The sequence below is a fragment of the Paraburkholderia rhynchosiae genome (genome assembly GCF_002879865.1).
GTDB lineage: Bacteria > Pseudomonadota > Gammaproteobacteria > Burkholderiales > Burkholderiaceae > Paraburkholderia > Paraburkholderia rhynchosiae.
Genome location: NZ_PNXY01000032.1, coordinates 12,624 through 25,765 on the forward strand (window position 1 = coordinate 12,624; position 13,142 = coordinate 25,765).

The window sequence follows — 13,142 nt, forward strand, 5'->3', positions numbered from 1 at the left end:
GTCGTTGTTTTCCTCCGGCTCATGAAAATACGGCCCGCAAGTGTGCGGGCCGTATTTCATCGTGCAGCTAGTGGCGAATGCAGGCCTATGAAATATGCCTGCCTGCTTTCACGGCTTCTCGTCGATGGCCATGTTGATCGGCTGCGCTGCCGGCAATGCGGCAGTCTGCGCGACGCGAGGCATCGGCGGCTGACGCGGAACGTTCATTGCCTCGGGCGGCAGCGGCGCGAAGTTCGCGCCATCGCCGGTGTCTGGGCCTGTGCCTGGCGCGGTCCTCGTCCCGTTCATGCGACCGTTCATGCGACCGTTCATGCCACCATTCACACCACCGCTCATGTCACCATTCGCCCCACTACTCGCGCTGCCTCCCGCGGCTGCCGACAACACGCGCGGCGTCAGCAGAAAGAGCCGCTGAAAACGCTGCCCCTGATGCTTCCGGTATTTAAACAGCTCGCCGATCAGCGGAATCTTGGACAGCAAGGGCACGGCCGTTTGCGTATGATCGTCCTGATCCACCGAATAGCCCGCGATAAGCAGACTGTCGCCTTCGTTGATCAGCGCCTGGGTGTCGATCGTGCTGTTGCTGACGACAGGCAACTGCCCGACCTGTTGATCCGTCAGCTTGCCGTCCTCGATATGCACGTCCATGCGAATCTGCTCGCCGCTCGCCGAGCTCACGATGGACGGCAGCACGCGCAGCGACACGCCCGCCGACACACTGTACAGATCCGCCGATTGATACCCCGCTACCTGCACATAGAACGTCTGCTTGTTGTCCATCAGCGCTTCAACGTTATCCAGCGTCTCGACCTTCGGGCTGGCCGTGATGCGTGCCTGATCGGTCTGCTGCATCGCGCTGATGCGCGTGAGCAGATAGCGCCCCGCTCCGCCGATCACCGCCGTCAGCACGCCGCCCGCGGGTGTGGCGAGCACACCGGCGCTCGCGGCATCGAACGGATTGCTGAAGCCCTGCGGATTGAGCGAGCCCGGATTGCTGGTCTGCGACTGCTGGCCGTTGCCGGTCTGAAAATCGACGTGACCGGAATGCAGCCGCCAGTCGACGCCGAGTTCCTGCAACGCGTTATCCGTGATCTCGATGATGCTGGCGTCGATCTCGAGAATGCCCGGACGCGTATCCAGCGATTCGATCAGCGAGCCGAACGCCGCCATGTTCTCGGCGCGGTCGCGCACGAGAATCGAATTACTGCGCGAATCGGCCTCGATGGTCGGTGCGCCATGCGCCGACTGTCTGACGTGTCCCGCCGTGGGCGCGGCGCCGCCGCCGTCGCGGGCCTGATTCGAGTTCGTGCTCGCGTCCGCGATGCCGCCAGAGGGAGGCGGCGCCATGCCGTCGCCCGCAGCCCCATACGAGGAACCCGCGGACGAACCCGCGCCGAGGCCCGGCAGCGTCGGCAACGGCGGCGGATGTGCGCCGCCTGCGCGGGTTGCGCCCGTCGTCATGCCGTCGTCCTGCATCTCGCGCACGCTCGGCACGCGGTAGGCGTCGCGGCGCGCCGGCGGCGCATCGCCCGATGCGTCGCCGCCGGCAGCCGGCACGCCCTGGCCGTACAGCGTGCGCAACAGCGCGGCGACACCGCGCACAGTGACGTTGCGGCCGTTGACCGTAATGCTGCGGTCCGTCGCCCATGCATAGTGCAACGGAAAGCGTTGCACGACCACCTTCGCGCCAGGGATCGAATCGTGATCGATCAGATGCGCGACGTCGGTGACGAGTTCGACAAAGCGCGGCGGACCAGAGACCACTGCCGTGCGCGAGACGCTGTCATAGCGCACGGGAAAGCGCGGGTCCTCGATCTGCAGGCGGCCGAGCGCGCGACGCAAGTCGTCGGTGCTCGCGTGAGTCAGGCCGAGCGTCGCACTGCGGGCTTCGTTCGACCCATAGATGCGCAGCACCGACCCGTCGAAATACCATAGCACCCCGAACGATCCCGCCATCTGATCGAGAAAGCGTTGCGGCGCGGCGTCGAAACGCCCCGTCACCGTGCCTTCGACATGCGGCGAAATCCACGTCATCACATGCTGGCTTGCGCCGAAATCACGCAACACGTCCTTCAGATCCTTATGATCCGCGACGTATTCAAAGCGCGTGCCCTGCCACGTGACGGCTTCGGCATGGACGGGCGACGCCGCGAGCGCGCCGGCTGCCACGAGGGCCGCACACAGCGTGCGCACCCGGAAAGCCGCGCCGCGGCGGCCGCAAACGATTGCTTTCATGGCGGTCCCTCAGCGTTGAATCGTCTCGGACGGCGACTCGTTGAATTCCCGGCGATAGCCCTTGGCCAGTGCGGAGCGGCTCTTCAGGCCCCAGCGGCTCGCGGTATCGAAGATCGAACCCTGCATGCGCTCGTCGTTCAACAGATCGTTGCGGATACTTTCGAGCCGCAGCTTGCGGATGAGCGCGTGCGGCGACATGCCGATAGAACGCTTGAACGCGAGTTGCAGCGCGCGCTCGGTGACGTCGATCTGCGAGGCGATCTCGCGCGTGTTCAGATCGGCGCGATCGAGATTCTCGACAATGTAGCGATACGCGCGGCGGTACTTCACCGTGAGGCGCGCCGAGATATCGTCCGCCGGCAGCGCGCGGCTCGCGGCCGATTGGGTCGCGCCGAGTCCTTGCGTCTCGCAGCGCAGGCAACGCAGCGCTTCCGACGCATAATTCGCGTAGAGCTTGAGCGCTTCGGTCGGATTGCCCCGCCACACCGCGAGCTTCGATACGCTGTACAGGTAGTCGAAGTTGCAGCGGCGCGTACCGGTATCGGCTTCGGCGCGGCTGATCTTCGCGAGCACGGTGTCGGCTACATCGTCGAGTCCGCCGGCAATACTGGCGAGCACAATGTCGATCTTGGCGAGAAACGCCTGGCCCGCGCCGCGAAAATGCTTCGGATGGCTGACGAGTTCGACGAGCGGCGCGACCGCAATGCGTTCGCCGCGAGCGAGCATTGCAAGGCGTTCCAGATATTCGTGCCGCTGCGCAAGGAGTGCGGGCATCGGCGACATCAGCATCGTGGTTTCAGTGAGCTTGCGTGTGATATCGGCGCGGTCTCCAGCGCTTTGCGCGCGCGCCAGATGCGCGGAACTCCAGAATGCGTGGTCGCTCAAGGTAGTTGCCGTACGAATGCGTAACTGCACGTCGAACTCGTGTGCGAGCAGCGCGATCACGAGACGCCAGCCCGGTTCCTCATGCATGTCGGCGAGTTCCGCGGCTTGCAGCAGCGAGTCGTCCGCATCGCGCTGACGTCCCACCTGATGATGCACGAGCGCCGACGCGATCAGCGCTTCGAGGACGTCGGCCGGCGACGCCGCGTCGTCGTGCACGATGCGCGCAAAGCATTTTGCGGTCGCTCCGTAGCGGTCGCGCATCATCAGTTGCCAGCCTGCATTGCGGCACGACAGGACGCGCAGGCGGTTGTCGTCGCCCACGTTCATCTTCTGCGCGCGGCGATACATTTCTTCGGCGTCCTGCTCATAGCCGAGCAGCAGCGAGGCGTCGGCCACCGCAACCAGCCGCGCGTCGTCTGCTTCAACCAGTTTGTGCGCCGGCCGTTCGAGCACGTCGTCGACAAGACAGTAAGCGCGTTCCGAGGCGCCGTCGAGCATGGCCGTCGCATACGTGGGTAGGCGGTTCTTTTGTGCGAGGCCCGACAGCAAAGCAAAATAGATTGTTGAGAACATGATGGTTCCACCTCAGGATGTGTCCGATGTGGCGAACCTGCGATCCGCCCTGCAAGACCTGTGGTCCCGGCGGATCGCCGGGCACGGAAACCATGGTAGAGAGATCATGCTCACGAAAACTCAACAATCGGCATGACACTTCACAACAATATTCACTGCCTCAGTGTGTGGGATTCGCGAGCATTCCTTTCGTCAATGCAGCAGAGAGATCGCCGAGCTGCACGTCGGTGACGACCTGGGAAGCGAACACCGCCACGAGCGCGATCAACATCAGCACGCCGATCACGCCACGCAGCGGCTGACTAAGCGAAGTGGGTTCGAGCCGGTCCGCCGCGCGCGCGACAATACCAAGGCCGAGATCGACCAATACGAGCACGAGCATGACGGGCGTGCCGAGTTTCGCGAGCGCGGTCCATACGGAATCGGTACGTTGAATAAGAAACGTCAGCGCGGTATCGGCGAGCGACGGATAGAGTACATACGGCGGCCACCATTTGAACGACTGAAAGAGCGCGCCGAGCACGAACAACATGCCCCCGCCGACATAGAACAGCGTCACGACGAGTTGCAACAGCAACGTCGATACCGGCGTGCTCTGATCGCCGCGCAGCGGATTGGTCATCTGCACGTTGTTAAAGCCTGCGAGGTCGTCGATCAGCGTGCCGAGCGACTGCGCGATCCAGAACACCGGCGCCGCGCTATAGCCGAACGCGAGGCCGAGAAACGCTTCCTTGCATGCGAGCACCAGCAGCATTGCGCTATTGAGCGACTCGAATGCCTGCGGGGCCTGTCCCGCGGCGACGAACATCGTCAGCACGTACACGACGCCGTTGCGCGCGGTGCCCGGTAACACGGTGTCGCTGGTGGCGGGCAACAGCAGGAAGGTCACCATGATGCGAATGCCCGTGAGCAGCATCATGACGATGAGGTTGTGATACGCCTCGAACCAGCCGAGCAATGCCTCGGCCCACGTGTGAAGGTCATGCGTCATGGGCTACCTCTCATCGGCTACCGCGCGTGGCGGCGGGCCAGCAGGTTTTCGGCGGCTTCTTCGTCGGCGGCGAGTTCGGCGGCCACGGCCGCGGCGCGCAGCAACGTGTCGAGCTTGCGGCGGCATTCATCGAGCGAGCCTTTGGCGCGCGACAGCGCGGCCTGCAATTCAGCCACCTTCGCCTGCTGGCGCTCGAGGGCCGTGCGCTGCTTGCGTTCCGCCGCGCGCGCCTCGTCGAGCGCTTCCTTGAGCGGGCCGCGCCAGGCGTCGTGAAGCAGATAGAGGGACGTGGCGAGCCGCCCTGCTCCGTCGAGCAGGGACACGATGCCGGCTTCGTGCTCCGCCTGCCTCGTCTGCGCTTCGGTGCGCGCCTGCACGGCTTCGTCGAGCGCGGTCTGACGCTCGGCGAGCGCTTGCCGCTCACGCGCGAGATCCGCCTCGATGCGCTCGCATCGCCGTGCCTTCGCCGCAACGATGATGCGCCACTTGCGGATCGCGGGCGCGCTCATGAGTCCGCGAAGCCGGCGACAAACGCGTGGCTCGCGTTGCCGTCCGTCAATTCGTCGGTACGCTGGCCGAGGAACGAATCGATCGTCTCATGCTGCGCGACGGCATCGTCGGCAAGCGGGTCCGCGCCCTGCTGATATTCGCCCATTTGCAGCAGCAGTTCGACATCGTCGTACTTCGCGATGAGCTTGCGCATGCGCGCGGCGCCGTCGCAATGCTCGGGCCTCGCGACCAGCGTCATCACTCGGCTCAGGCTGTGCAGCACGTCGATCGCGGGATAGCGGTTGCGCGCCGCGATGGCACGCGAGAGCACCAGATGCCCGTCGAGAATGCCGCGCACTTCCTCGCTAATCGGATCATTGCCCTCTTCGTCTTCGGCAAGCACCGTATAAAACGCCGTGATCGAGCCTTGCTGGCCCATGCCGGCACGCTCGAGCAGGCGCGGCAACTCCGCGAAGATCGACGGCGGAAAACCACGTCGTGTCGGGGGCTCGCCGGCCGACAAGCCGATCTCCCGCTGTGCGCGCGCAAAACGCGTCAACGAGTCCATCATCAGCAGCACGCGCAGGCCGCAATCGCGGAAGTACTCGGCAATCGCAGTGCCCACATAAGCCGCTTTCGCGCGCTCGATCGACGAACGGTCGGAGGTCGCGCACACCACCACGCTGCGCGCCATGCCGTCCTCGCCAAGTATCAGCTCGATAAACTCGCGCACCTCGCGGCCGCGCTCGCCGATCAGCACGATCACGTTGACGTCGCACTCGGCGCCGCGCGCGAGCATGCCAAGCAAGGTGCTCTTGCCGACGCCCGCAGGCGCGAAGATGCCGACGCGCTGACCTTCGCCCACGGTCATGAGGCCGTCGATCACGCGCACGCCGGTGTTCAGCGGCGTGTCGACCATGCGCCTCGTCAGCGGGTCGGGGGCGGCGGACATCACGGGGCGCGGCGCGTCGCACTGGATGGGACCGGCGCCGTCCATCGGCTCGCCGAGTCCGTCGAGCACGCGCCCTAGCAGCGCCTCGCCGACCGGCACCGAGAGCGGACGCCCGAGCCCCGTCACGCGCGTGGTGCGCGACAGTCCGGCCACGCTGCCGAACGGCGCAAGCAACGCGAACTGACGCGTGAAGCCGACCACTTCCGCGCGTTGTAGCAGTACGCCGCGCGCGTCGCGCAGTTCGCACTGTTCGCCGAGCGTCGCGTCGAGCCCGCCCACCTTCAGCAAGGTCCCGACAGCCTCGACGACTTTGCCGTGCCGCGCGGTGCCGTCCGCGATCAGGAGCTCGTCGCCCAATGCGTCCATGAAAGCGGTGACCTCGTTCATCGAGGGGCTCCGGTGGAGTCGGATGGGTCGCCTCGTGGGTCGGCTTGTTGGTCGGCTTGTGCGTCGTATGAAAAGTCGGCGCGTGCGTCGGCGAGGAAATCGGCTTGTGTATCGCTGCCGGGGTCGGGCGTCGCGTGTGTCGCGATTTCCGCAGCATTCGCAGCAGAAGCACCGCCCTCGCCGTCCGTCTGCGCAACGCACCTTATTGCGCAGGCAATCGCGCGCAGTTGCGCAGGCAGGCCCGCTTCGATCAGCCCATGATCCCACTCGCACACGCAGCTGCCGGGTTCCGCCGCGGCATCGCTCACCACTTCCGGGTTGACCGGCCAGCGGTGCTCGTCGCAGGTGCGTCGAAACGCGCGCGTCGCGTCCTCGACATCACAGGCGGCGACACGCACCGTCAGGAACGACACGCCTTCGAGGCTGCGCGAAATGCCCGCCGCAATCTGCGCGAACAGCGCTTCGCGATCCGCTTCGCCGAGCACTCGCGTGACCGTGCGCATCACGATGTCCGCGATGCGCTCGCGCAACGCCGTCAGCAGATCCCGCTCGGTGGCCGCGCCGCGCAGCATCGACTCATGTGCCTCGCGCAATGCGCGGCGCCGCCCCGCCTCGTAACCGAGCCGCGCGGCATTGTCGTATTTCGTTTGCGCCGCTTGCAGCACGCGCTCACCCTCTTCGGTGGCCGCCTGCCGTATCGCGTCGGCGTCGCGCTGCGCGGCCGCGAGCATTTCATCCGCGCGACGCTCGAAGTGATCGGACGCGCGATCGAGTTCGATCAGTTGCGCGAGTTCCGGCGCGCGCAGCACATCACGATTGATGCCGATGCCGCCTTGCGGCGCTCTTAGCCAAATAACCATGTCAACTCCGGAAACAGCGTGCCGCAGATGAGCAGAAAGTCCGCCGATTCGTCGGGATCGGGCGACGCGGATGCACCTTTCGCATCGGCATCGCGGTCCAGCGCAATGGCGATCAAGGTCCGGGCAGGCGCGAGCGTCCACGCGTCGTCGCGTTCGAACAGCAAATGTCCGGCGCGCGCCAATGCATCGACAGCAAGATCAGTGGAAAGCGCGGCGCTAACCGAAGGTGCATTCACGCCGAGTTGCGCAAGCACGGCCAACGCGTGTTCACCCAATGCATCGCTCAACGCGCGCCGCGTGGCGCCCGAAACGATCCGGCGCAACATCCCACGCGACGGATAGATCGCCCGCGCCGCGAGCACCCGGCGCAACCACGCGCCGTCGAGCAGCGCAAGGCGGTTCGCACGCGGCGCGAACGCACTGACGGGCACGGCCGGACCGAGCCAGACCTCGCGCGCGACGTACCATGCGCGGCTTGCATCGCTCGTGAACGGCACGCCCCACAGCCTGCACTGCTCTTCGCCGGAGCGCGCTGCAGCCTCCGCGATGCGCGCTTCGTATGCGGTAAGCCACTGAAGCAGGCGCGACGCGGCAGGTATCTCGACATCGGCGAGCGCGCTTTCTTCCGCTTGCGCTTCTTCTTCCGCTTGCGCTTGTTGCCCCGCTTCGTGCTCCGCTTCTGACTGCACTTCCGCCACGACTTCCGCGTGCCCTTCAGTCCCGAATGCTTCGACGCGAGCCTCGTTCATGTAGCGGCTCCGTCAGCCTGTCTGCGAAAACGCATGCCCACGCTCTTCAAGCCCGAACCGAAACGGCGCGCGAGCCACGCGAGCAAAGCAGCGAGCAAACCCGCCGCAACGATTCCGCCCGCCCATAACCACTCCGGCGGCACGCGCGGCGCAACGGGCGCCGGCGGCTCGGGCGCCGCCGTGCCCGGCACCATCGTCACGCTGACGTTGTCGTAGGTCAGACCCTCGACTGCATGCACGACGAGGTTCTTCAGGTTCGGTGTGAGCGTCGATACGTCCGTGCCCGGCAAGTACTTGATGAACACCGCGGCCGACGACGGCTTGACCGTCGCTGCAAGCGGATCGTTGTTCGGCAGCACGATCTGTACGTTTGCATACGCCACTCCGTCGATTCGCGACAGCACCTCGGACAGTTGCTGCGATACGCCGTAGATGAAGCGCACACGCTCCTCGGTCGGGGTCGAAATCAGTCCGTCCTTCTTGAACATGTCGCCCAGATTCTGGAAGCGCTGATGCGGCAGGCCGTGCGCGCGCAGCACGTCCATTGCGCGGGCGAACTGGTCGCTTTCCACCGCGACGCTCCACGTCTTGCCGCCGTCGTCGCTCAGCTTGTTCGCGTCGACGCGCGCATCGAGCAGCACGGCCAGCATGTCGTTCGCGTCGCTCTCCGACAGCTGCGCGAAAAGCTGCTTGCTGCAACCGGTCATCAACACCGCGACGAAACACAGCAGCACGGCCGTGCGCGCCAGCTTGAGGTAGGAAGCCATCTTGTCCGTCCTGTCGTTCGTACTCGGCTACTGGTTCTTCATCAACGTCTGCACGGAGCCCTTGGTGCCCTGCGCGACCGCCTCGCCGACATACAGCTTGCCGACCATCTCCGACACCTGCATCTGCACCTTGATGGACTGCGCGGCGGCCTCTTGCGGCGACATCAGCGGGGCATCGCCGGCAAAGCGGTCCACATCGCCGCGCAAGGTCGCAACCGCGTGGTCTTCCTGGGTGACGACTTCCGTCAACGCCGAAGGACCATGCGAGTGGGAAGCGCTCGGCGGCGCAAGACGCGCCGCATCGAGCTTGCTGCGAAACAGATCGACGAGTTCAGAGCCTGGTTCGGGCATCGTGCCCGCTGCGCCGCCCACTTCGCCGCCGGGCAAAGGCCGGGTCATGCTCTCCTCGCGCGTGATCGCGGAGGTGGGCTCGAGCGGCGGCAACGGTGGAATCATGGGGTTCATCGCGTGTCCTCCCAGGCTATGCGCGCAGATGGCGGCGCTGCATCAACTGCTGCAACGCGCCCTGATCGATCTGGGCCTCGGCCGCCGCGGGCGCGGCTTTCTGCTTGCCCATCAGCGTCATCACGAGTTCGACCGAATCCGGGTCCTCATTGCGGTTCGCCACGTCGTTCGCGTAGACGCGCCAAGCCGGATCGTCGAGGCCGCACAGCGATACCGCGAGCAACGCGGCCACGTAAGGGCCGAACGAGCCGCGCAGCGTGCGCTGTTCGAGCGTGCGCAGAAGGCGCACGGCATCCGCGAAGTCGCGCCGGCGGATCATCAGCCATGCGTCCTACGCGTGCAGTTCGACGAAGTCGGGACGCAATACGTGCAGAGCGGCCAGCAGCCGCTCCGACTGTTCGATATGACCGTGCTTCGCGCCGAACATCAGCGCCTCGATCAACGCGGATACGAGCCGGTTGCTGCATTTCGTCAGGGACATGGAGCACTCCTCTTGAGATCAAACGCCTGTGCCTGCGTGTCTGCCGACGTGGCAAACGGCTGCGCGGTGGCCGACGCTGGGGTGAACCGTAACGCGCACGGTCCGCCGCGGCAGTGCGTTGCGGCGAAGCGCGAGCGCGCCGAACGAAAGGCAGGGTTCGGCCGCGCCCCGTTCGCCTGAGAGCCGCCTCGCGCTCGCGGCCGGGTTCGGTGCGGGACCCACCGATTCGCTGCACCCGCGAATCGCCGCGACGGATGCCGCAGACAATCGGCCGCAATCCCTTGAAGAAGACTTCACGATGGCCGACGAGAAGACCGAACAGCCAACCGACAAGAAGCTGCGCGATGCGCGCCGCGACGGCGAGACCGTGAAAAGCACGGACCTGCCGTTCGCCGCGATCCTGCTGGTTGCGTCGATCGGCTTCACCGTTGCCGGGCCGCGCATGGCCGAACAGTTACGGTTGCTGATGCACCGCAGTCTCGACGTCGCACGGATGGAATCGCCCGGCGTGCAGTTGCACGACCTGCTCGTTGAAGCCGGTACGGTCGCGTTGATGCTGATACTGCCCATCGCGCTCGGCGCGGCGATCACGGGCCTTGCCGCCCTCGCCGCGCAAGTGGGCTTGCAGATCTCCACGAAGCCGCTCGAACCGAAGTTCGATGCGATCAATCCCGCGTCGGGCCTCAAGCGCATTTTCTCGGTGCGCTCGCTGATCGATCTCGCGAAGACCGTAATCAAGGCCGTCGTGATTTCCGCGGTGCTGTGGAAGATGATCGTGCTGCTGATGCCGCTGATGATCGGCATCGTGTACGAGCCGATCGGCAGCATCGACGGTATCGGATGGGCCACGCTGTGCAAGGTGTTCGGCATCGCGGGCGCGCTGTATCTGGTGATCGGCGCCGTCGACTACGGCGTGCAGCGGTGGCTCTTCATCCGCGATCACCGCATGAGCAAGGACGAAGTCAAGCGCGAGCACAAGAACTCCGAAGGCGACCCGCACATCAAGAACGAGCGCCGCAAGATCGCGCGCGAGTTCGCGTCGTCCGACCGGCAGCAGCCGGTGAAGAATGCGAACGTGGTCGTGGTGAACCCGACTCACTACGCGGTCGCGCTGCGCTATGTGCCCTCCGAATGCGGTCTGCCGCGCGTGATCGCCAAGGGCGTCGACGCTGATGCGCGTGTGATTCGCGAAGAGGCGGCGCGGCGCGGCATTCCAATCATCGGCAATCCCCCGCTCGCACGGGCGCTCTATCGCGTCACGCTGGACGACTCGATTCCCGAACCGCTGTTCGATGCGGTGGCCGCGGTGCTCGCGTGGGTCGAAAACATCGGCGGACGGCGCAGCGACGCCGACGCCATCATCTGATATCACGGAGAAGCTCATGTTCAAGACAGCCCGCCTCAACGAGTTCGGCGGCGAGGTCGCGATCGCATCGCTGATCGTTGCCGTCATCTCGCTGATGATCCTGCCGCTGCCGCCCTTCCTGATCGACGCGCTGCTGGGCCTGAACATCACGATCAGCGTAGTGCTGCTGACGGTCACGATGTACATACCGAATGCGGCGTCGCTCTATTCGTTTCCGTCGCTGCTCCTGTTCACCACGCTGTTCCGCCTGTCGCTGAATATCGCGTCGACCAAGTCGATCCTGCTGCATGCGGATGCGGGTCACATCATCGAGAGCTTCGGCGAACTCGTGGTGGGCGGCAACCTCGTGGTCGGGCTCGTGGTGTTCCTGATCATCGCGACCGTGCAGTTCATCGTGATCGCGAAAGGCTCGGAACGTGTTGCGGAAGTCGGCGCGCGCTTCACGCTCGACGCGATGCCGGGCAAGCAGATGAGTATCGACGCCGACGTGCGCGCCGGCAACATGACGGCCGAAGACGCGCAGCGCCGCCGCGGCATGCTCGCAATCGAAAGCCAGTTGCATGGCGGCATGGACGGCGCGATGAAGTTCGTCAAGGGCGACGCGATCGCGGGACTCGTGATCACGCTCGTGAACATTCTCGCGGGCATCGTGATCGGCGTGAGCTATCACGGCATGACGGCGGGGGAAGCGGCGAACCGCTTTTCCGTGCTGTCGATCGGCGACGCGATGGTCTCGCAGATTCCGTCGCTGCTGATTTCGGTCGCGGCGGGCATTCTCATCACGCGCGTCGCGGACGAACACGCCAAGCCGAGTTCGCTCGGCACGGAGATCGTGCGCCAGCTTTCGACCAGTTCGCGCGCGCTCTATAGCGCCGCCGTGCTGCTGGGCGGCTTCGCGCTGGTGCCCGGCTTTCCGTCGACGCTGTTCGTGCTGCTGGCCGCCGCGCTGTTCGCGGGTGGCCACGTGCTGCGCAAGCAGTTTAAGAGCAAGGAGCCGAATGCAGGCCCGGAATTGTCGTCGCTGCGCACCGACGGCTACAAAGGACAGCCGCCGACCATCGCCGCGCATCCGCCCGCCTTCGCCGCCCCGCTTTCGGTGCGTCTCGCGCCGCAGATCGCCACGCAACTCGACGCCGCCGCATTGAATCGCGCATTCGATTCGGCGCGCAGAGTGCTCGTCAACGATCTCGGGTTGCCGTTTCCGCGCACCGCCGTATGGACCGACGCGGCCGTGCCGAACGCATCGTACCAGGTCCTGCTGCACGATGTGCCGCAACCGCCCGTCGAACTGTCGACCACCAAGACCGGCCGCGAACAGGCGCTCGCCGATGCGGTCGGCGACGCGGTGCGCCAGCATGCGCATCTCTTTCTCGGCTTGCAGGAAACGCAATGGATACTCGAGCGCGTGGGCACCGAGTACCCGGGGCTCGTCGCGGAAGTGCAGAAAGTCGTGCCCGTGCTGCGCATCGCCGAAGTGCTCAAGCGGCTGCTGGAGGAACACGTGCCCATCCGCAATTTGCGCGCGATCTTTGAGAGCCTTGTGAACTGGGGCGCCAAGGAAAAAGATCTGCTGCTGCTCACCGAATATGTGCGCGGTGATCTCGGCCGCTACATCGCACACCGGGCGACGGGCGGCACCGGACAGTTGCCCGCAATCGTGCTCGACGTCGAAGTGGAACAGACGATCCGCCAGTCGATCAAGCAGACGCCGGCCGGCAACTTCCTCACGCTGGAACCGCAACAGGTCGAACAGTTGCTCGAAGCGGTCGAGGAACTCGCGGGCATGCAGCCGCCGGAGCGTCTCGCGGTGGTCACGTCGATGGATATCCGCCGCTATTTCCGGCGCATGATCGAGCAACGGATGAAGTGGCTTCAGGTGTATTCATTCCAGGAGCTGGGCGAAGAGGTCGATTTGCAGCCGGTCGGCCGCGTCGCGTTCTGA

The 13,142-nt window shown here is 65.4% G+C and carries 11 protein-coding genes and 1 pseudogene; 2 read left to right on the plus strand and 10 right to left on the minus strand.

Annotated elements, in window-relative coordinates:
* Positions 1-108 precede the first annotated feature (108 nt).
* The 10 genes and pseudogenes from sctC to C0Z16_RS30195 form a co-directional block, all read right to left on the minus strand.
* Positions 109-2,235 carry a type III secretion system outer membrane ring subunit SctC gene (gene sctC, locus C0Z16_RS30150; protein WP_244201409.1) on the minus strand — a complete coding sequence of 709 codons (2,127 nt, stop codon included), beginning with the start codon at positions 2,233-2,235 and terminating at the stop codon, positions 109-111.
* A 9-nt stretch (positions 2,236-2,244) separates the two neighbouring features.
* Entirely contained in the window at positions 2,245-3,693 is a 1,449-nt protein-coding gene (locus C0Z16_RS30155) for a helix-turn-helix transcriptional regulator (protein WP_102635705.1), read from the minus strand.
* 160 nt (positions 3,694-3,853) lie between these two features.
* A complete protein-coding gene (sctT, locus tag C0Z16_RS30160) occupies positions 3,854-4,684 on the minus strand; it encodes a type III secretion system export apparatus subunit SctT (RefSeq protein ID WP_102635706.1) in 831 nt (276 codons plus the stop codon).
* Between the two features lie 17 nt (positions 4,685-4,701).
* Positions 4,702-5,193, minus strand: coding sequence for a hypothetical protein (locus tag C0Z16_RS30165; protein WP_102635707.1), 492 nt, complete (start codon positions 5,191-5,193; stop codon positions 4,702-4,704).
* Complete coding sequence (gene sctN, locus C0Z16_RS30170) at positions 5,190-6,491, minus strand: type III secretion system ATPase SctN (RefSeq protein ID WP_244201410.1); 1,302 nt, start codon at positions 6,489-6,491, stop codon at positions 5,190-5,192. Before sctN ends, C0Z16_RS30165 begins: the two co-directional genes overlap by 4 nt.
* A 17-nt stretch (positions 6,492-6,508) precedes the next feature.
* Positions 6,509-7,372 (minus strand): type III secretion system stator protein SctL, encoded by an 864-nt coding sequence (sctL, locus tag C0Z16_RS30175; protein ID WP_102635709.1) that lies wholly within the window; start codon positions 7,370-7,372, stop codon positions 6,509-6,511.
* The gene (locus C0Z16_RS30180) at positions 7,357-8,121 is read right to left on the minus strand and encodes a type III secretion protein HrpB4 (protein WP_102635710.1); all 765 of its coding nucleotides are present in this window, start codon (positions 8,119-8,121) and stop codon (positions 7,357-7,359) included. Before C0Z16_RS30180 ends, sctL begins: the two co-directional genes overlap by 16 nt.
* Complete coding sequence (gene sctJ, locus C0Z16_RS30185) at positions 8,118-8,888, minus strand: type III secretion system inner membrane ring lipoprotein SctJ (protein WP_102635711.1); 771 nt, start codon at positions 8,886-8,888, stop codon at positions 8,118-8,120. Before sctJ ends, C0Z16_RS30180 begins: the two co-directional genes overlap by 4 nt.
* A gap of 27 nt (positions 8,889-8,915) precedes the next feature.
* Entirely contained in the window at positions 8,916-9,353 is a 438-nt protein-coding gene (locus C0Z16_RS30190) for a hypothetical protein (protein WP_102635712.1), read from the minus strand.
* A gap of 16 nt (positions 9,354-9,369) precedes the next feature.
* A pseudogene (locus C0Z16_RS30195) lies at positions 9,370-9,834 on the minus strand (HrpB1 family type III secretion system apparatus protein).
* A gap of 298 nt (positions 9,835-10,132) precedes the next feature.
* Here C0Z16_RS30195 and sctU point away from each other — a divergent pair.
* Together sctU and C0Z16_RS30210 are read left to right on the plus strand one after the other, a co-directional pair.
* Positions 10,133-11,200, plus strand: coding sequence for a type III secretion system export apparatus subunit SctU (gene sctU / locus C0Z16_RS30205; RefSeq protein ID WP_102635758.1), 1,068 nt, complete (start codon positions 10,133-10,135; stop codon positions 11,198-11,200).
* A 16-nt stretch (positions 11,201-11,216) separates the two neighbouring features.
* Positions 11,217-13,142, plus strand: a complete 1,926-nt coding sequence (locus C0Z16_RS30210) for an FHIPEP family type III secretion protein (RefSeq protein ID WP_102635715.1) — start codon at positions 11,217-11,219, stop codon at positions 13,140-13,142.

What these genes read in the sequence shown, in the direction of transcription:
- sctC (WP_244201409.1), bottom strand. Translation starts at nt 2,235, where the DNA reads ATGAAAGCAATCGTTTGCGGCCGCCGCGGCGCGGCTTTCCGGGTGCGC.
- C0Z16_RS30155 (WP_102635705.1), bottom strand. Translation starts at nt 3,693, where the DNA reads ATGTTCTCAACAATCTATTTTGCTTTGCTGTCGGGCCTCGCACAAAAG.
- sctT (WP_102635706.1), bottom strand. Translation starts at nt 4,684, where the DNA reads ATGACGCATGACCTTCACACGTGGGCCGAGGCATTGCTCGGCTGGTTC.
- C0Z16_RS30165 (WP_102635707.1), bottom strand. Translation starts at nt 5,193, where the DNA reads ATGAGCGCGCCCGCGATCCGCAAGTGGCGCATCATCGTTGCGGCGAAG.
- sctN (WP_244201410.1), bottom strand. Translation starts at nt 6,491, where the DNA reads ATGGACGCATTGGGCGACGAGCTCCTGATCGCGGACGGCACCGCGCGG.
- sctL (WP_102635709.1), bottom strand. Translation starts at nt 7,372, where the DNA reads ATGGTTATTTGGCTAAGAGCGCCGCAAGGCGGCATCGGCATCAATCGT.
- C0Z16_RS30180 (WP_102635710.1), bottom strand. Translation starts at nt 8,121, where the DNA reads ATGAACGAGGCTCGCGTCGAAGCATTCGGGACTGAAGGGCACGCGGAA.
- sctJ (WP_102635711.1), bottom strand. Translation starts at nt 8,888, where the DNA reads ATGGCTTCCTACCTCAAGCTGGCGCGCACGGCCGTGCTGCTGTGTTTC.
- C0Z16_RS30190 (WP_102635712.1), bottom strand. Translation starts at nt 9,353, where the DNA reads ATGAACCCCATGATTCCACCGTTGCCGCCGCTCGAGCCCACCTCCGCG.
- sctU (WP_102635758.1), top strand. Translation starts at nt 10,133, where the DNA reads ATGGCCGACGAGAAGACCGAACAGCCAACCGACAAGAAGCTGCGCGAT.
- C0Z16_RS30210 (WP_102635715.1), top strand. Translation starts at nt 11,217, where the DNA reads ATGTTCAAGACAGCCCGCCTCAACGAGTTCGGCGGCGAGGTCGCGATC.